Consider the following 16,582-nt stretch of genomic DNA (forward strand, 5'->3'; position numbering starts at 1 on the left):
CGATGCAAAGGCCGAACCCGGCCGCCTTCGATGGCTGGATGCTTCTGCGCAAGGTAGAACCCGATCGAGCGCGGGTGAATCGGGCACGCGCATCGACTGGTTGCAAACGTTACTGGCGAAACGCAATCAACCGCTGGATGAAGCTCATCTGCGATTTCATCACGAGCAAGGCGACAGCAGCGCGTTGCATTGCTTCGTGCTCGATTGCTCCGGCTCCATGCTTGGTGGCAAACGGCTTGCGCTGGCTAAAGGACTGGTCGTGGCGTTGTTTGACCGGGCGTACCGCGAGCGCTCGGAGGTCGCGCTGGTCTGCTTTGGCGGTGCGACAGCGCAAGTCCGTCGCGAACCCGGTGCCGCGCATTGGTGGAACGATCGGTGGCTTGCGCCCATTGGAGGAGGTGGCGGGACGCCGCTTGCGCTGGGCGTACGCACAGGCGCCAATGTGCTTCTCAGGGCCGCGCGTCATCATCCTTCACAACGGCGCGTCCTATGGTTGCTTACCGACGGCCGCAGTCCGGAAACACCATCGCGTCCTGATTCAGTGGACCAGATTGTCATCGTCGATTTCGAGAGTGAGGCGGTACGGCTAGGGCGTTGCGTGACGCTCGCCGAGTCATGGCAAGCGGATTATCGTACGGCCGCTTCCATGACCACCGCTTAATTCACTCGTACCAGCGCGGCGTGTATATCCAGTTTCCGTTGCCGTCGGCCCGAGGGAAACTACGCGTGGTGGATGAACCAACGATCACCATCGTGCGCATATCGACCTGACTGGAATGCAGCTTCTCCAGCGTCGTGGTGGTCAGGGTTTCGCCCGGCCTGCCGATGTTTCTGCCCAGCACAATCAATGTTGCGCCATTCCGATGCTCACGCACGATATCAAGTGCACGATCGAGTTGCCACGGCCTGGCGCGAGAGACGGGGTTATAAAACGCCATCACGAGATCGGCTTGCGCCGCGTGCCGCAAGCGCGTTTCTATCACGGCCCACGGCTTGAGGTTGTCTGAAAGCGACAGCATGCAGAAATCGTGTCCAAGGGGCGCACCGGCGCGCGCGGCGGTGGCGAGCGCAGCAGATACACCGGGTACGATCGACAATTTCACGGCGTTCCACTGCTCGTTGCCGCGAGCCTGATCGAGCGCTTCGAGCACGGCCGCGGCCATTGCAAAGACCCCAGGGTCTCCTGACGATACAACCACTACGTCACGCCCGGTACTCGCCAGTTCGAACGCATGACGTGCGCGCTGCATCTCTTCGCGGTTGTCGGTGCAATGAAGGATTTGATGCGGCGCAAACGGACCGGCCATGCGTACATAGGTCTCGTAGCCGAGTACATCGTCTGCTTGCGATAAAGCCTGTCTTGCCGCGGGCACCATCAGATCCGCGCTGCCGGGGCCGAGACCAATCACGGTGAGCGTACCGCGCGCTTGCCCGAGCGTTGAGGGATCCACTGGATGCGACGCGAGGGCGATTGTCATGCCGTCGTCATTGGACGCAAGCGTTTCGAAGCCGGCTGGAAGCGTTCCGAAACGCAGAGGCACATCGAGCGTCTGCGCGGCTTCGGCAAGCGGTGCAGACGCCATCAGGTTCAACGGTGCGAGCACTGCCGCGAGCGACATCGATGCAACACGCTGCTCGCGCAGGATCTCGCGCACACGTTCGACGATCGAGTGCCCTGTCGTCAGCGCTGCTACCCACACGACCGCGCAGCGCGGATGAATCATCAACTCGCCAGCAACCTCGCTTGTATGCGGCGTGATGCGGATCGCCAGGCCTGCATCGGCGGTGCGTGGCAGGTCTGCTGTGTCGAGCCACGGCGCGTGACCTTCTACGCGCGTCGTGGCGCCTGCGAGCAGGTCCGATACAAAACGCTTCCCGTGCTCGATATCCGCAAGTACGTAACCCGTTGGCGGGTTCAAGAGGCAGGTGCCGAAACGCAGTTCTCCGCTGGTCGTTATCGCCGGCGCGACGTCCAGCGCCGCCGCGATGTCACGCGCCATGACGTTCACGCCGCTTAGCCCGCCAAGCAAAGGCACGACTGCACTACCGTCCTCGGCCACGGCCAGCACGGGCGGTTCAAGGCTCTTGTCGGCAAGTGCGGATGCGAGGCATCGAATGACGATACCCGCCGCGCATAACGCGACGATCGGCGTGTTGCGTGCATAGAGTTCGCGCAGATGAGGGCCGAGTTCAGTGAACGCGACATCGGCCTGCACGCGATTGGCTAGCCCATGAATCATCGAACCGGGATACCGCGCCTGAATGCTGCGAGCGGTGTCGATTGCCCCCGTCCCCAGCACCACGATCGCCACAGGGACATCAGTGTTCAACGTCATCACGCCTGCCATTTTTCACCCGGCACGACGAGCAGCGAGAAGTAGGGCGACGCCATGGGCTCGACTTCCGCCAGCGGCACGATGCGCTGGTTTGCCATGGTCGCGCGCTCGACATAGAGCGCACGTTTGTCGAGTCCGAGTTCGGTGAGCACGCGCCGCACCTTGTCGAAGTTGCGGCCAAGTTTCATGATCACGGCAGCGTCGGCGGCGGCCAGGCGTTGCTTGAGATCCGCTTCCGGCAATACACCTGATAACACCGACAAACTCTGGTTCCGGTACACGAGCGGCACCCCGAGCACTGCCACGCCCCCAAGCATGGAGCACACGCCCGGGACCACGTGCGCTTCGAAACGTTCGGCCAGCCGGTCATGCAGATACATGTAGGAGCCGTAGAAGAAGGGATCGCCTTCGCAGATCACGGCCACATCGCGGCCCGCTTCCAGATGATCTGCAATACGGATGGCGGATTCATCGTAGAAGTCGCCGACGATCGTCTCATAGCAGAGCGGCGGCTCTAGCGCTTCGGTCGTCACCGGATACACCAGCGGCAAGCGCGTCTGGGACTCTTTAAGATGACCTTCAATGATGCCGAACGCATTGCCTTTCTTGCCCTTGGCAACGAAGTAAGCGACCACTGACGCCGAGGTCAGCAAACGCAGTGCCTTGACTGTGATCAGCTCGGGGTCTCCGGGACCGACACCGAGGCCATAGAGGCGTCCGCTCATCATTCGGTCTCCGTTGCCAGCGCGTTCACAGCGGCGGCGGCCATCGCGCTGCCGCCGCGCCGGCCGCGCAACGCGACGAACGGCACGCCGCGGCTATCGGCGGCAAGCAGCGCCTTCGATTCAGCCGCGCCGATAAACCCCACCGGAAAGCCCAGGATCAGCGCCGGTTTGGGCGCGCCCGCGTCGAGCATGTCGAGCAGATGGAACAGCGCTGTGGGCGCATTGCCGATCACCACCACGCTGCCTTCAAGATCTGGCTGCCACAATTCAAGCGCTGCGGCTGAGCGCGTATTGCCGAGTGCGCGAGCGCGCTCAGGCACGGATGGATCGTTAAGCGTGCAGATCACGCGGTTGTCCGCCGGCAGCCTTGCGCGCGTGATGCCTTCGGCGACCATGCGTGCATCGCAGAGAATGGGGGCGCCCTGGCTTAGCGCTGAGCGGCCTGCCGCGCCCGCGCCGGGAGAGAACACGAGGTCGTCGACGATGTCCGTCATGCCGCATGCATGGATCACGCGCACGGCAAGTTTCTCGAGATCGGCGGGAATGGCCGAGAGGTTGGCCTCGGCGCGAATGGTCGCAAACGACGCGCGATAGATTGCTTGGCCGTCGCGAATGTAGTCAAGCATCAAGGGAGCTCCGGGCTAGCCAGCGGGCTGCCTGTTCAATGGTGAGATGGCGGGCGAGGGCTTCAGGAGCATCGCCGTAAAGATCGTAGCGGCCAGGTGCAACAGCAATCAAGGTGGTCTCGACGCGGTGCGCCGCCGCACAAGAGCGCGAGCAGCCGCTCAGGTGGACATCGCCCGTGGGCGGCATTGAGCGGGCGAGAAGGTGCGCGTCGGCTTTGGTATCGGCGAAACTTTTCGCGCAACCCTGAGAACCTGTGCACGCGATCAGGCGCGCGAACGGTTCGTCGGCGTTGGTCGCGAGGCCGAGTGCGGCGAGTTGTTCAACGACCGTTAGAGCGTCAGAAGAAGGCACGTCGAGCAGCATGACGCTTTGCCAGGGCGTCATGCGTAGTCGTGGCGCGAGATCGGCGAGCGCGGCCAGCGTTGCTGCATCCAGACGTCCAAGCGGGACCTGCGCACCGACGCAGACGTGGGAGCCCGTCGCTTGACGATGCACACCGAAACGCAGCCTTGCATCGGATGCGGGACGACGCCAGTGTTCAACGTCGCGATCCAAAGCGAAGCCAAGCTTCTCCTGAACAGGCCCAAGAATTTCGTCGATGGAACGCGTCGTCAGCAGATCGCGCATTCTGGTTTGCCAGGGCTGAGCGAGATCGAGGAACGTGTGCAGCAGTGCATTGACCAGCGCGGGGACGTGCGCGGTTTTCACCGCAGCCAACGCGGGCGCGTCGTTCTTGAATCGCGGTGGACAGCCCGCGAGCCCGAACGCAAACCGTTGCGCCGATATGGCTGAAAGCCACACATCGTGAGGATGATCGAGCATCGCGAGGCGCTCGCCGCCGTCCACCATCAACGCGAATTTCGGTGATAACTGCTCCAAACGCGCGTCGCTTTGCAACTGATCGAGCAACGTCGAAACGAGCGGCGTGACGTCGAGCAAGGCGTGCGGATCGAGGCCCGCCAGCGGGCTGGACATGACGTTACGCTGATCGTCGGAACCCGGCGTGAGAGGACCCAGGCCCGCCTCGACGAGCCGCGAAACGAGCGCTTCCTGCGAGTCTTCCCTTACGCCGCGGATCTGCAGATTCGCGCGATTGGTGACATTGATCAAACCCGAGCCGAACGTGCGCGACGCGTGTGCGACAACGCGTGCCTGCGCTGCGCTTAGCTCGCCGCATGCGAGGCGAATGCGGCACAGGCCGCCGTCGCGAGCAGGCACAATCCGCATCAGGCCCGGACAAGCCGATGGCCGCGATGCTTGCGTGGATACCTGCATAGTAGTGAGTGGTTCGTTCAAAGCGTGACCCGTTCGGTCTCGCGCGGCGCCTTGAGCATGCCGCGCCCTTTGAGGCAATGGCATGTTCGCGGCATCGGTACACCCCGCCCGATGTTGGCTTGCACGAAGAATTCCGGTCGGCAGGTCTCTTGGCTTGCAGGTCGCCGTCCGTACCGGCCTTCCCAGTCGAAACCAGTGGCAGTGGGGTGCGGACTCGCTGCGTACAATTGCGGGGGCAGCCACAGTTCTGCTGTGTTCCCTGTTAGGCCCGTAAGGGCACCGACTAACGGGGTATTATGCCCGTTTTTGCGGCGGATAAAGTGCTCCGGCGTCTGGCCGGACGTGCTTTAACCGCATTGTCTCAGCCACGTTGCAGACGCAGCGTAATCAGTGATGAATCAAGCGAGGATCAGCGGATGTCAGCGTGGTTGACCGTGGTGGGAATCGGGGAAGATGGCTGGCGCGGACTAAGCCGTCACGCGCGCCAGGCGCTGATAGCTGCCGATACGATTTTCGGCGGCGCGCGGCATCTCGCTTTGCTGCCGGTCCGCCTGGCCGGCGAACGTTGCGCATGGCCGGTGCCATTCACGATTGCCCCCGTTCTTGAGCGCCGCCATGAAAAGCAACGGGTGTGCGTGCTGGCGAGTGGCGACCCGATGATGTTCGGCGTAGGCAGCACGTTCGCCCGCGAACTGCCCGCCGATGAGTTCCGCGTTCTGCCCACGCCGTCTTCGTTGTCGCTTGCCGCGGCGCGCTTGCATTGGCCGCTGCAGGACGTCGCAGTGGTGTCGCTGGTCGGGCGGCCGGTCGCGGCGCTCGAAACGCAGCTTCATCCGGGTGCGCGCCTGTTCGTGCTCAGCAGCGGCGCATCGAGCCCCGCTGCCGTTGCCGAGTTGCTGACAAAGCGCGGTTTCGGCGCGAGCCACCTGAGCGTGTTCGAGCACCTGGGTGGCGAGCAGGAGCGGCGAATCGATCGTGTGGCCTGCGCGTGGACGGCGAGCGATGTGGCCGCGTTGAATCTGGTAGCGATCGAATGCATCGCGCAGAGCCATGCGCGGCGCTTGCCTCTGACGCCCGGTCTTCCCGACAACGCGTATCACCACGACGGCCAGCTTACCAAGCGCGATGTCCGCGCGATCACGCTGTCGCGGCTCGCGCCCGAGCCGGGAGAATTGCTGTGGGACGTGGGCGCGGGATGCGGGTCGATCGGGATTGAATGGATGCGCTCGCACCCGAGTTGCCGTGCCATCGCGATCGAAGCGGACAGCGGGCGTCAACGCCTGCTCGAACACAATCGCGATGCGCTTGGCGTGCCTGGACTGCAACTGGTCGAGGGCGAAGCGCCGGGCGCGTTGGCAGGACTCCCCGAGCCCGATGCTATTTTTATCGGCGGCGGCGTGACTGCGCCGGATATGCTCGATACGTGCTGGTCTCATCTGAAGAAAGGTGGCCGCATGATCGTCAACGCCGTTACGATCCAGAGCGAGGCAACATTGGTCGCGTGGCGCGCGCTCCACGGCGGCGAGATGACGCGTATCAGCGTTGCGCACGCACAGCCGTTAGGAGCCTTCGATACCTGGCGCCAGGCGCTCCCCATCACGCTGCTGCATGCTGTCAAACCATGATGCTGATCGGTTATCGCCATGCGTGACGAAACGCCCGAACGGCCCGCGCCGCTACGCACCGGACTGACCACGGGCAGTTGCGCGAGCGCGACGTCGCTCGCGGCGGCGCAATTGCTGCTCGCAGGCTTGGCGAGCGAGCATGTGGACATTACGTTGCCGAAGGGGCAGCAGGTCACGATGCCGCTCGTGTTCTGCCGTCTTTTTGCCGGAGACAATTGTGCGGAAGCGGGCACCGTGAAAGACGCCGGCGATGACCCCGACGTCACCCACGGCGCAATCGTCTTTGCACGCGTACGTCTGCTCAGTGAGCCGGGTGTCCGTTTTCTCGCGGGACCGGGCGTGGGCACCATCACGCGCGCCGGACTTGCGCTTCCCATAGGCGAGCCCGCCATCAATCCCGTGCCGCGAAAGATGATGACCGATCACCTTTCGGCGCTGGCAAAGGAACATGGCTACGGCGGTGGCTTCGAAGTGAGCATTGGCGTGGAAAATGGCGCCGAACTCGCACTCAAGACGATGAATCCGCGCCTGGGGATTGTCGGCGGGTTATCGATTCTCGGCACCACCGGCATTGTCCGGCCGTTTTCCTGCTCGGCTTATATCGCGTCGATCCATCAAGGCATCGATGTCGCCCGCGCGAATGGTTATGCTCATATCGCGGCATGCACGGGCAATCAGAGCGAGGACGCCATGCGTCTTCACTACAACTTGCCGGATATCGCGCTCATTGAAATGGGGGACTTCGTGGGCGCCGTGCTTAAGCATTTGCGACGTGCGCCGGTCGAGAAGTTGAGCCTGTGCGGCGGCTTCGGCAAGATCAGCAAGCTAGCCGCGGGACATATGGATCTGCATAGCCGGAACTCGAGCATCGACCTGCCGCAGTTGGCCACCTGGGCCGCGAGCGCCGGAGCCAGCACCACCCTGCAACAGGCAATGCGTGATGCCAACACGAGCCAGGAAGCGCTGCTGCTCGCCCACGAGCAGCGAGTACCGCTCGGTCATATCGTCTGCGAGCATGCGCGGCAATTTGCGTTGAGCGTGGTGCCGGAAGGTATCGGCGTGGAGTGTTTTGCGATCGACCGGCAGGGGCGCATGGTGGGGGTGGCGCAATGATGCGGGTCTTGCTATTGGGCGGCACCGGGGATGCATTGACCATCGCGCGACGGCTCGGTCCCGATCACGTCTATAGCCTGGCCGGCCTGGGCCGCATGCCGGGCGATCTCTCCTGCAGTGTGCGCGTGGGCGGCTTCGGCGGAGTAGATGGGTTAAAGGCCTTCGTTGAAGCGCAATCGATCGGTTTGATCGTCGATGCAACGCATCCTTACGCCGCGCAAATGAGCCGTCACGCGAGCGCGGCAAGTGCGTTGAAAAGCGTGCCGTGCTGGGCGCTTCGACGTGCACCGTGGCAACCGCAAAGCGGCGACGCGTGGTGCGAGGCCGCCGACTTCTCGTCCATCCTTCATGCCATCGCGCCTTACCGCCATCCGCTCTGGACGCTCGGCCGCGAACCGCTTGCGCATCTTGACGAGATTCCCCCTTCGCAGCATTGGACCATCCGGTGTCTCGACTCGCATTCCGGCAACGCGCAGGCGACCATCATTGCTGCGCGTGGCCCTTTCTCGCTCGATGGCGAACGCGCGCTCTTCGATGCACAGCAAACCGATGTGCTCATCAGCAAGAACAGCGGCGGCGCGGCCACCGAGGCGAAACTGGCGGTCGCGCGGGAACGCGGCTTGCCCGTGATCATGCTGCAGCGACCGGGCTTACCCCCGGTCGAGCGCGAATTTTCCGATACAAGCGCGCTTCTAAGTGCACTCGAAGCATGGCTCCATCCGTATTCACTTTTCGATAAAACCCCTTAAATGACGGTCTATTTCATTGGCGCCGGACCCGGAGATCCCGAACTCATCACGGTGAAGGGGCAACGCCTCATTCGCGCGTGCCCGGTCATCCTGTATGCCGGATCGCTCGTGCCGGAAGCTGTGTTGAGCGGGCATAGCGCGCAAAACGTGGTGAATACGGCGGATCTTCACCTTGATGAAATTATTGCGTTGCTCGAAGCCGCGCACGCTCAAGGGCAGGACGTCGCCCGTGTGCATTCCGGCGATCCGTCGTTGTATGGTGCTATCGGCGAACAGATCAGGCGCCTGAATACGCTCGGGATACCGTACGAAATCGTGCCTGGCGTCACGGCGGCGGCGGCCTGTGCTGCGTCGCTCGGTTGTGAATTCACCTTACCCGGTATTTCGCAGACGGTGATCCTCACGCGCTTCGCCACGAAGACATCGATGCCCGAAGGCGAACAACTTGCCGATCTCGCGCGCCATCGCGCGACCATGGCGATCCACCTTGGCGTGCGTCATATCGAACGGATTGTCACCGACCTGATTCCGCATTACGGCGAGCATTGTCCCGTGGCAGTGATCTTCCGTGCAAGCTGGCCCGACGAAGAAAAGGTGCTCGGCACCCTCGCCGATATCGCGGGAAAAGTGCTTGAAAAAGGCATCGAAAGGACCGCGCTGATCGTGGTCGGGTATGTGCTGAACGCGGAAGGTTTTACGGATTCGTCGTTGTATCGCAAACCGGTCTGAGCCTGGCGCCACTTGCCATGCGCGATCTCGACTCCGTTTTCAACGCCTTGTCGCATTCGAATTTTCGAATGCGTTTCCGGCTTGGCGAACGCGAACAAACGTATCTGCGTGAGCACGGCATGACGGATGTGATCAGCCACGCGCGTGAACTGATCACGCGTCGCCTTGCGCCCGAACAACCGTCGAACGATGGCAAGCAGACGCCGTTTCGGGGTCACCCGGTGTTTATCGCGCAGCACGCCACGGCGACTTGCTGCCGGAGTTGCCTCGCCAAGTGGCATGGCATAGAAGCGGGGAAACGGCTGGACGATGACGAACGGGACCACGTTGTGCAGGCAATCGAGCGCTGGCTCAAGGCGCAAAAAGTGACTGGCGCCGATAAACCGCCGCGTCAGCCTGACTTGCCGTTCTAACAAAAACCGCGCCGGTTTTTAAGCGGCGCGGCGTTTTCGACTTATCGCGCCATCACTCTGAAGCGCGCTTCTTTTTCGCTCTTCGCGACAGCATGTTCAGTCCCTCGACCAGCGCCGAGAACGCCATCGCTGCGTAGATATAGCCCTTGGGCACATGCGACCCGAAGCCTTCGGCGACGAGCGTCATCCCGATCACGAGCAGGAAGCCGAGCGCGAGCATCACGACAGTCGGGTTCCTTTCGATGAAACGCGACAGCGGTCCGGCCGCGAACATCATCACGGAAACGGCCCCGATCACCGCGACGAACATGATGGGAATATGTTCGGTCATGCCGACCGCAGTCACGATGCTGTCGATGGAAAACACGAGATCCAGCACCAATATCTGGCCGATCGCGGACCACGGCGTGAGCGTCGAAGTCTTCGCGACGGCGCTGCCATTTTCACCTTCTCCCGAGACGTGATGATGGATCTCGGTGGTCGCCTTCCACACGAGGAACGCACCACCGGCAATCAGGATCAGGTCGCGCCACGAGAAGTCATGGCCGAACGCGGTGAAGATCGGCGCGGTCAGGCGCACGATCAGCGCGACCGTGCCGAGCAGGCCAAGCCGCATCACCAGCGCGAGCCCGATGCCGAGCCGCTGAACGCGCGCCCGCTGCGCTTCGGGCAATTTGTTCGTAAGAATGGAGATGAAGATCAGGTTGTCGATGCCGAGCACGACTTCCATGACAAGCAGCGTCGCCAGTGCGGCCCACGCGCCGGGGTCACTTGCCAATGCAACTAAATAGTCCATGAGATCCGAGGGTCTTGGGGAAGTGGGAAGTAACGGTTTAGTCGCCTGCCCGGCGGCCGATCGCGATGATACGTGATGCGCCAGGCAAAAATGAAAGCTTAATGAAATAATTGAGAGCGGCGGAGAGCCAAAAAGTTCGCCGGGCGGGGCGGTGGCGTCGGCCGATCGATCTAAATGGTGCGACGCGCAAATACGGGTAAACTCTAGTGCTGTTCGTCGTGCCGAATCCACGCATAACTTTAGCCGGAACCGTACCGGAACCGACGCCTTCAATCTTCGCTGCTTGTGTCCAGCGGTATTTTTCAGGTTTCACATGCAGGGAAAATCGCAACGCCTGGTCGAACTGGACTTTTTTCGAGGTCTCGTGCTGCTGGTGATCGTAGTCGATCACATTGGCGGCAGCATGCTTTCACGTGTGACGTTGCACGCGTTCGCGCTCAACGACGCCGCGGAAGTGTTTGTCTTTCTCGGCGGGTTCGCCACAGCCACGGCCTATGTGTCGATGGCCGCCCGCCGCTCGGAATCCGCCGCCCGGGCACGGTTTTTCCGTCGCGCGTTCGAGATCTACCGTGCGTTTGTCGTGACCGCCGTCCTTATGCTGCTGACGAGCTTCTTGTTGCGGCCGTTTTTCGGCAATGCACCGAATCTTGCCATCGCCGACCTGGATAGCTTTCTCGCTGCGCCGTTCACGGCGATCACCGACGTGCTGCTCCTGCGACGTCAGCCGTATTTATCGTCCGTGCTGCCCATGTATGCGTTCTTCGCGCTGGCCGTGCCGCTTGTCTTGCCGCTGGCGCGTAGCAAGCCGTGGCTCCTGCTCGGTGCAAGTGTCGCGCTGTGGGCTGTCGCGGCGCCGGTTGCTGAGTATTTGCCGTCAGCGGACGACTTGCTGTGGGACTTCAATCCCGCCGCGTGGCAGTTGATGTTTGTTCTCGGCGTGCTCGCGTGCTGCCAGCCTGTCTATCAGCGCGTGAGTTCCTACCGGTTCGGCTGGGTTGTCAGCATCGCGGCGCTCGCGGTTGTCGTGGGCATGGCGTATTACAAGTTGCTCGTGCTTCCCGTTTCCATCGATGGTGATTTAAAGCGCAACCTGGCCGGCGTGCGCATCGTCAATTTCCTGAGCATTGCATGGCTTGCAAGCGATCTGGCGCGGCGTGGAGTGGTGAAACAGATTGCGCGGCGTTTGCCGTGGGTCGGTGCGGTCGGCCGTGATGGCCTGGTGTGTTTCGTGGCAGGCGCGGTGATCTCGCTGACGGTCGATTCAGTGTTGTTCACGCTGACCAATGGGCTGATCGACGTTCCGTTGGGTCTCGCTGCCGATGCTCTCGCGCTGGGCCTGTTGCTCGCGATTCCACATCGCCAGCGGGTCTTCGATGCAATGCGTTCAAGGTCAGTAGCGGTTGTGGCGAAGAGAGAAGGGGAGCGCCGCGCAGTTCGATGAGCGGCGGGGACAGCCTCGCCACTCATCCAGTAAAAACGCGACTAACGGTCCGTCTTGTTTCCATCCGCTTGCTGCGCACGACGTCGTTTGATCAGAGCGGTTCGTCATAACAGACCCTTTGCGAAGACGGCTCGCGACGTTTGTATCAGGACAGGTGGATAAGCCGACTCCCGCAAACCCTCACCCGTCTCAATCCATCTAAAACACCAAAAGGCGTCCTCACGGACGCCTTTTGGCGTTCATGAACGCACCTTCTTCCCGCCCGCCCACGCACCATTGCGCAATTAAGAATTCTCAATTTTGTCCTAATTCTTTAAGAGCGTTCCGAGGGCCATCGAAGAGCCCCAGTCTTAATATTCATTCACTCGCAGACGAACCGGTTCATCGCCTCCCACACGAATCCAGACGATGAAAAAAAGGTGGCTCGCACTGCGCGGTCGGCATCAACTGGGATAGGAATCCTAAGCGCCGCACGTGTCTACAAACCTCATTCATTTCTCTATTGGAAACGTTCATGAAATCATTTCTCTCCACCGTCGCTGCTGCTGCAACTCTCGCTACATTGGCTCTGGCTTCAACGGGCGCAAGCGCGTCTGACGGCACGATCACCTTCACCGGTGCAGTCACCGATACAACCTGCTCGATCGATACCAAAGTCGCCGGCGCGGCTGACAAGAACGTCACGCTGCCGGTCGTGACCGACAGCGCCTTGAGCTCAACAGGCGCAACCGCCGGCACGACGGGCGCCACCGATCTGACCTTCACGCTGAGCGGCTGCTCGACCGAAACGAAGGCGGTTGCGCGTTTCGAAAACGGCCCGACGATCGACCAGGACACGGGTTATCTGATGAACCAGGCGCCCGCCGGTGCGCAAAACGTCCAGGTTCGCTTGCTCAACGCATCGCACCTGCCCATCAACGTCAAGACCGGTGAAAACAACGACATGGCGGGCAATGGTGCTGCCATCGTGACGGGTGCTGCGAACCTGAAGTACTTCGCTGAGTATTACGCGACGGGCAAGGCGACAGCCGGCCCCGTGAACACCTCGGTGCAGTACACGGTCGACTACCAGTAAGCCGTCCTCGACAGGCATCTGCGGGTGCAGGTGCCTGTTTTTTTACCGAAATATCGAGATACGTTTTTCACGGAGATGCATCAATCATGAAGTCCCTGAGTCGAATGGCGTGTGGTTTGGGTTTGGTGGCGGCCTTGTTCGCCGGAAGCGCGGGCGCGAGCGTAACGGTGGGCGGCACGCGGGTGGTGTATCCCCTTGAAAATCGTGAGGTGACGGTCAAGCTCACCAACGATCGCGCTGAACCGTCGCTGGTGCAGGTCTGGATGGATAAGGGCAACGCGGATGCGAAGCCCGGTGAAGCGAGCGCGCCGTTCGTGCTGACGCCGCCGATCTTCCGCATGGATGCGAAGAAATCGCAGACGCTGCGCATGATGTACACGGGCGATGCGCTGCCGCAGGACCGCGAGTCGGTGTTCTGGCTGAACGTGCTGGATGTACCGCCCAAGATCGCGAAGACCTCGGACACCGCAGACACCAACACGCTGCAGTTCGCGTTTCGCACGCGCCTCAAGGTGTTTGCGCGTCCGAAGGGCTTGGCGGGCACAGCGGATGAAGCGGCTGGCAAGCTGACCTGGAAGCTCGTGCCCTCAGCCGACAACAAAGGTTACGACGTGAAGGCGACCAACCCCACGGCTTACTACGTGTCGTTTAGCAAGATCGACGTGGTGGGCGCCGGCCAGACCTATACGAATGACGTGGGTGGCATGGTCGAGCCGCGTGGCACGGCGCAGTTTCCGGTGAAGAACCTCAAAACGGTGCCTGCCAACGCACACGTCAAGTACCAAGGCATCAGCGATTTCGGCGGCGCCCTGCCGTTTGATGTACCTGTCGCCCCGTAAAACCCCTAAGACTTCGCCTCTGACCGGGGCGAACTGAAGGTGTCGCGGGCCGAACCAAGCCGACGCCTTCCCAACACTCAACACGCGTTTTACCGAGCGGACTGTTCCGAACAGCCCGATGGGTCAACTCGCGTCTGAATTGTCCCCATCACTGCAGGCTGAATCATGAAACTCTCTGCTCAAACCGCATTCATTGCTCAGTACCCGGTTGCATTCCGGCTGCGCCTGAAGCCGCTTGCTGCAATTGCTTTCTCGATGATGGCGTGCGGTGCAATCTCTCAAGCCGTCGCCGATGCCGTGATCACGCCGCAAACCCAGGGCGGCGCCGTCGATGAAGTCAGTTTCGACAACACGTATCTGCGCGGAGAGGGAGGCACGGCGGTCGACACGAGCCGTTTCACGCGCGGCAACGCCGTGACGCCGGGGACATATTCGGTCGACCTGATCGTCAATGGAGCGCGCCTGGCGCGTGAAGACATTCGCTTTGCAGCGCCTGACGGCAAGCTGGGTTCAAAGCCCTGTTTCAGCCGCGCGCTGTTGCAGCGCGCGGGTGTGGATCTGGCCAAGGCCGATGCTGCCGCGGGACGAAGCGCCGCAACGGCAGAAACCTGCGATGAGATCGGTACCTTGGTCCCCGGCGCCACGGTCGACTTTGACTTCACGCAGCAGACGCTGGAGTTGAGCGTGCCGCAGGCGTTCATGAAGAACTCGGCGCGTGGCTACGTGTCGCCTGAACTGTGGGACCAAGGGGTCAATGGCGGCTTTATCAGCTACAACGCGAACACGTATCACACGGAAGGATCGGGCATCGGCTCGAGCCAGAGCTACCTGGGCTTGAGCGCGGGCGTGAACATCGGCGCTTGGCATTTGCGCCATCAATCGTCGATATCGGCCGGCACCGGCCAGAAGACCCAGTTCGACAACATCGCGACTTACGCGCAGCGCGATATCACCAAGTTGGGCTCGCAACTCACCGTGGGCGATGCCAACACGACCGGCGAGATCTTCGATGGCGTGTCGTTTCGCGGCGTGCAACTCGCCACCGACGACCGCATGCTGCCTGAATCGATGCGCGGTTACGCGCCGGTCGTGCGCGGCACGGCTGAAACGAATGCACGCGTGACGATCCGTCAGAACGGCCAGGTGTTGCAGGAAACGAACGTCGCGCCGGGTCCGTTTGAAATCACCGATCTGTACTCGACCGGCTACGGCGGTGACCTGGTGGTGACGGTGACGGAGGCCGATGGCCGCAGCAAGGAGTTCACGGTGCCGTTTGCATCGGTGGCGCAATTGCTGCGCCCGGGCGTCACGCGTTTCAGCGCAACGGCCGGCCAACTGCGCAACGATTCGCTCGATACGAAGCCCGTCTTCGGCCAGTTCACGATCCAGCGCGGTCTCACCAACACCGTCACTGCTTATGGCGGCGTGGTGGCATCGACGGGATATGGTGCGATGAACGTGGGCGGTGCGTTGAACACGGGCATCGGCGCGTTCTCGATGGACGTCACGGGCGCGGTGACCAGCATTCCGAACGCGCAGTCGATGCACGGCACGAGCTTGCGCCTGGGCTACAGCAAGTTCATCGCGGCGACCGATACGAACGTATCGGTGGCGGCGTATCGTTTCTCGACGGCGGGTTACATGAACCTGAGCGATGCAGCGACGGTGCGCGATATCGCAGACCATGGCGGCGATATCAACGCGATTTACCGCCAGCGTAACCGGATGCAGGTATCGGTGAATCAAAAGCTGGGCGATCACGGCACGATGTTCGTGACGGGTTCGTCGCAAAACTACTGGAACCACGGCGGTAGCGATACGCTGTTCCAGGCCGGCTATACGAACGCGTTCAAGTACGGAACGTACAGCCTGACGGCGGGGCGCACGCGTTCGATGGACGGTCAGTTATCGAACGACTTCATGCTGAGCACGACCATCCCGCTGGGCCACAAAACACATGCGCCGATGCTGACGACGAACGCCTCGCACAGCTCCGATGGCGCGACGAACATGCAGGCGAACGTGAGTGGTTCGCTGGGTGAAACGAACCAGTTCTCGTACAACGGCTATGGCACGTATAACGCCGGGGGCACATCGGCGAACAATGGCAATGCGGGGGCGAGCGCGACGTATCGTGCGCCTTATGCGACGTTCAATGCATCGGCGAGTGGTGGCGCTGGAACGCGTCAGGTGTCGGCGGGCGTGCAGGGTTCGGTTGTCGCGCACCCGGGCGGGGTGACGTTATCGCAGACTGTGGGTGACACGATCGGCATTGTGGAAGCTCCTGCTGCGGCCGGTGCAATGGTGACGAGTTCACCGGGAACGAAGGTTGATTCACGCGGATATGCGGTGATACCGTACCTGTCGCCGTACAGCATGAACGTGGTGGATATCGATCCGAAGGGCACGTCCACCGATGTCGAATTTAAATCGACATCGGCGCAGGTGGCGCCGCGCGCAGGCTCTATAGTGATGATGAAGTACGAGACGGTGAGCGGGCGCGCGGCATTGATTCAGGCGCCGAAACTGGGCGGTGGTGCGTTGCCATTTGGAGCGAGTGTGGAAGACGAACAGGGAAAAAGCGTGGGTGTGGTCGGTCAGGACAGCAGAATATTTGCGCGTGGGCTCGAAGATCAAGGTGCGCTGACGGTTAAATGGGGGAGTGGTCCGGTCGAGCAATGCCGGATCGCTTATACGTTGCCGAAGAAAGATGCGAAGGCTTATAACCCGGGGTATTTATCGCTGCAGTCGCATTGCGTGCCGGGGAGTGAAACGGTGGCGGGTGGGGTAGCGGGTGCAAGCAGCGCAGCGACGCCGGTGGCTGTTGCACGATAGAGCG

16 protein-coding genes and 1 riboswitch are annotated in these 16,582 nt (G+C 61.8%); of the genes, 10 read left to right on the top strand and 6 right to left on the bottom strand.

Features of this window, described 5'->3' with window-relative positions; all coding sequences use genetic code 11:
- Positions 1-100: 100 nt before the first annotated feature.
- Positions 101-661: a vWA domain-containing protein gene (locus tag ACSOSP_RS39135; protein ID WP_455314367.1), complete on the top strand. Its 561-nt coding sequence runs from the start codon at positions 101-103 to the stop codon at positions 659-661.
- A gap of 1 nt (position 662) precedes the next feature.
- On the opposite strand, the gene cobJ is transcribed toward ACSOSP_RS39135, so the two are convergent.
- The 4 genes from cobJ to cobG are packed head-to-tail and all read right to left on the bottom strand — an operon-like array spanning position 663 to position 4,963.
- Positions 663-2,336 carry a precorrin-3B C(17)-methyltransferase gene (cobJ, locus tag ACSOSP_RS39140; protein ID WP_455314368.1) on the bottom strand — a complete coding sequence of 558 codons (1,674 nt, stop codon included), beginning with the start codon at positions 2,334-2,336 and terminating at the stop codon, positions 663-665.
- A complete protein-coding gene (locus tag ACSOSP_RS39145) occupies positions 2,336-3,064 on the bottom strand; it encodes a precorrin-2 C(20)-methyltransferase (RefSeq protein ID WP_455314369.1) in 729 nt (242 codons plus the stop codon). Before ACSOSP_RS39145 ends, cobJ begins: the two co-directional genes overlap by 1 nt.
- Complete coding sequence (locus tag ACSOSP_RS39150) at positions 3,061-3,687, bottom strand: precorrin-8X methylmutase (RefSeq protein ID WP_455314370.1); 627 nt, start codon at positions 3,685-3,687, stop codon at positions 3,061-3,063. The genes ACSOSP_RS39145 and ACSOSP_RS39150 overlap by 4 nt, the downstream gene beginning before the upstream one ends.
- Positions 3,680-4,963, bottom strand: a complete 1,284-nt coding sequence (gene cobG, locus ACSOSP_RS39155) for a precorrin-3B synthase (RefSeq protein WP_455314371.1) — start codon at positions 4,961-4,963, stop codon at positions 3,680-3,682. Before cobG ends, ACSOSP_RS39150 begins: the two co-directional genes overlap by 8 nt.
- A gap of 122 nt (positions 4,964-5,085) precedes the next feature.
- Positions 5,086-5,262, bottom strand: a riboswitch (cobalamin riboswitch).
- 117 nt (positions 5,263-5,379) lie between these two features.
- Here cobG and cbiE point away from each other — a divergent pair.
- Genes cbiE through ACSOSP_RS39180 form a run of 5 tightly spaced genes read left to right on the top strand, consistent with a single transcriptional unit; the run spans position 5,380 to position 9,592 of the window.
- Complete coding sequence (gene cbiE / locus ACSOSP_RS39160) at positions 5,380-6,588, top strand: precorrin-6y C5,15-methyltransferase (decarboxylating) subunit CbiE (protein ID WP_455314372.1); 1,209 nt, start codon at positions 5,380-5,382, stop codon at positions 6,586-6,588.
- A gap of 18 nt (positions 6,589-6,606) precedes the next feature.
- Positions 6,607-7,701, top strand: coding sequence for a cobalt-precorrin-5B (C(1))-methyltransferase (locus tag ACSOSP_RS39165; protein ID WP_455314373.1), 1,095 nt, complete (start codon positions 6,607-6,609; stop codon positions 7,699-7,701).
- Positions 7,698-8,450, top strand: coding sequence for a cobalt-precorrin-6A reductase (locus ACSOSP_RS39170; protein ID WP_455314374.1), 753 nt, complete (start codon positions 7,698-7,700; stop codon positions 8,448-8,450). The genes ACSOSP_RS39165 and ACSOSP_RS39170 overlap by 4 nt, the downstream gene beginning before the upstream one ends.
- The gene (cobM, locus tag ACSOSP_RS39175; RefSeq protein WP_455314375.1) at positions 8,451-9,179 is read left to right on the top strand and encodes a precorrin-4 C(11)-methyltransferase; all 729 of its coding nucleotides are present in this window, start codon (positions 8,451-8,453) and stop codon (positions 9,177-9,179) included. It begins immediately after the preceding gene.
- 17 nt (positions 9,180-9,196) lie between these two features.
- Positions 9,197-9,592: a DUF4186 domain-containing protein gene (locus tag ACSOSP_RS39180; protein ID WP_455314376.1), complete on the top strand. Its 396-nt coding sequence runs from the start codon at positions 9,197-9,199 to the stop codon at positions 9,590-9,592.
- A 52-nt stretch (positions 9,593-9,644) separates the two neighbouring features.
- Here ACSOSP_RS39180 and ACSOSP_RS39185 read toward each other — a convergent pair whose 3' ends face one another.
- Together ACSOSP_RS39185 and ACSOSP_RS39190 are read right to left on the bottom strand one after the other, a co-directional pair.
- The gene (locus ACSOSP_RS39185) at positions 9,645-10,388 is read right to left on the bottom strand and encodes a TerC family protein (protein ID WP_455314377.1); all 744 of its coding nucleotides are present in this window, start codon (positions 10,386-10,388) and stop codon (positions 9,645-9,647) included.
- 37 nt (positions 10,389-10,425) lie between these two features.
- A complete protein-coding gene (locus ACSOSP_RS39190) occupies positions 10,426-10,779 on the bottom strand; it encodes a hypothetical protein (protein ID WP_455315437.1) in 354 nt (117 codons plus the stop codon).
- Between ACSOSP_RS39190 and ACSOSP_RS39195 the strand changes: the two genes are divergently transcribed.
- The 4 genes from ACSOSP_RS39195 (at position 10,702) to ACSOSP_RS39210 (ending at position 16,578) form a co-directional block, all read left to right on the top strand.
- Positions 10,702-11,829, top strand: a complete 1,128-nt coding sequence (locus ACSOSP_RS39195) for an OpgC domain-containing protein (RefSeq protein ID WP_455314378.1) — start codon at positions 10,702-10,704, stop codon at positions 11,827-11,829. The two genes, ACSOSP_RS39190 and ACSOSP_RS39195, sit on opposite strands and share 78 nt — an antisense overlap.
- A 514-nt stretch (positions 11,830-12,343) precedes the next feature.
- Positions 12,344-12,904 carry a fimbrial protein gene (locus ACSOSP_RS39200; RefSeq protein WP_455314379.1) on the top strand — a complete coding sequence of 187 codons (561 nt, stop codon included), beginning with the start codon at positions 12,344-12,346 and terminating at the stop codon, positions 12,902-12,904.
- An 86-nt stretch (positions 12,905-12,990) separates the two neighbouring features.
- Positions 12,991-13,743, top strand: coding sequence for a fimbrial biogenesis chaperone (locus ACSOSP_RS39205; protein ID WP_455314380.1), 753 nt, complete (start codon positions 12,991-12,993; stop codon positions 13,741-13,743).
- A gap of 165 nt (positions 13,744-13,908) precedes the next feature.
- Positions 13,909-16,578, top strand: coding sequence for a fimbria/pilus outer membrane usher protein (locus ACSOSP_RS39210; RefSeq protein ID WP_455314381.1), 2,670 nt, complete (start codon positions 13,909-13,911; stop codon positions 16,576-16,578).
- Positions 16,579-16,582: the final 4 nt, after the last annotated feature.

The sequence above is a fragment of the Caballeronia sp. KNU42 genome, from assembly GCF_053760385.1.

What these genes read in the sequence shown, in the direction of transcription:
- cobJ (WP_455314368.1), bottom strand. Translation starts at nt 2,336, where the DNA reads ATGACGTTGAACACTGATGTCCCTGTGGCGATCGTGGTGCTGGGGACG.
- ACSOSP_RS39145 (WP_455314369.1), bottom strand. Translation starts at nt 3,064, where the DNA reads ATGATGAGCGGACGCCTCTATGGCCTCGGTGTCGGTCCCGGAGACCCC.
- ACSOSP_RS39150 (WP_455314370.1), bottom strand. Translation starts at nt 3,687, where the DNA reads ATGCTTGACTACATTCGCGACGGCCAAGCAATCTATCGCGCGTCGTTT.
- cobG (WP_455314371.1), bottom strand. Translation starts at nt 4,963, where the DNA reads ATGCAGGTATCCACGCAAGCATCGCGGCCATCGGCTTGTCCGGGCCTG.
- cbiE (WP_455314372.1), top strand. Translation starts at nt 5,380, where the DNA reads ATGTCAGCGTGGTTGACCGTGGTGGGAATCGGGGAAGATGGCTGGCGC.
- ACSOSP_RS39165 (WP_455314373.1), top strand. Translation starts at nt 6,607, where the DNA reads ATGCGTGACGAAACGCCCGAACGGCCCGCGCCGCTACGCACCGGACTG.
- ACSOSP_RS39170 (WP_455314374.1), top strand. Translation starts at nt 7,698, where the DNA reads ATGATGCGGGTCTTGCTATTGGGCGGCACCGGGGATGCATTGACCATC.
- cobM (WP_455314375.1), top strand. Translation starts at nt 8,451, where the DNA reads ATGACGGTCTATTTCATTGGCGCCGGACCCGGAGATCCCGAACTCATC.
- ACSOSP_RS39180 (WP_455314376.1), top strand. Translation starts at nt 9,197, where the DNA reads ATGCGCGATCTCGACTCCGTTTTCAACGCCTTGTCGCATTCGAATTTT.
- ACSOSP_RS39185 (WP_455314377.1), bottom strand. Translation starts at nt 10,388, where the DNA reads ATGGACTATTTAGTTGCATTGGCAAGTGACCCCGGCGCGTGGGCCGCA.
- ACSOSP_RS39195 (WP_455314378.1), top strand. Translation starts at nt 10,702, where the DNA reads ATGCAGGGAAAATCGCAACGCCTGGTCGAACTGGACTTTTTTCGAGGT.
- ACSOSP_RS39200 (WP_455314379.1), top strand. Translation starts at nt 12,344, where the DNA reads ATGAAATCATTTCTCTCCACCGTCGCTGCTGCTGCAACTCTCGCTACA.
- ACSOSP_RS39205 (WP_455314380.1), top strand. Translation starts at nt 12,991, where the DNA reads ATGAAGTCCCTGAGTCGAATGGCGTGTGGTTTGGGTTTGGTGGCGGCC.
- ACSOSP_RS39210 (WP_455314381.1), top strand. Translation starts at nt 13,909, where the DNA reads ATGAAACTCTCTGCTCAAACCGCATTCATTGCTCAGTACCCGGTTGCA.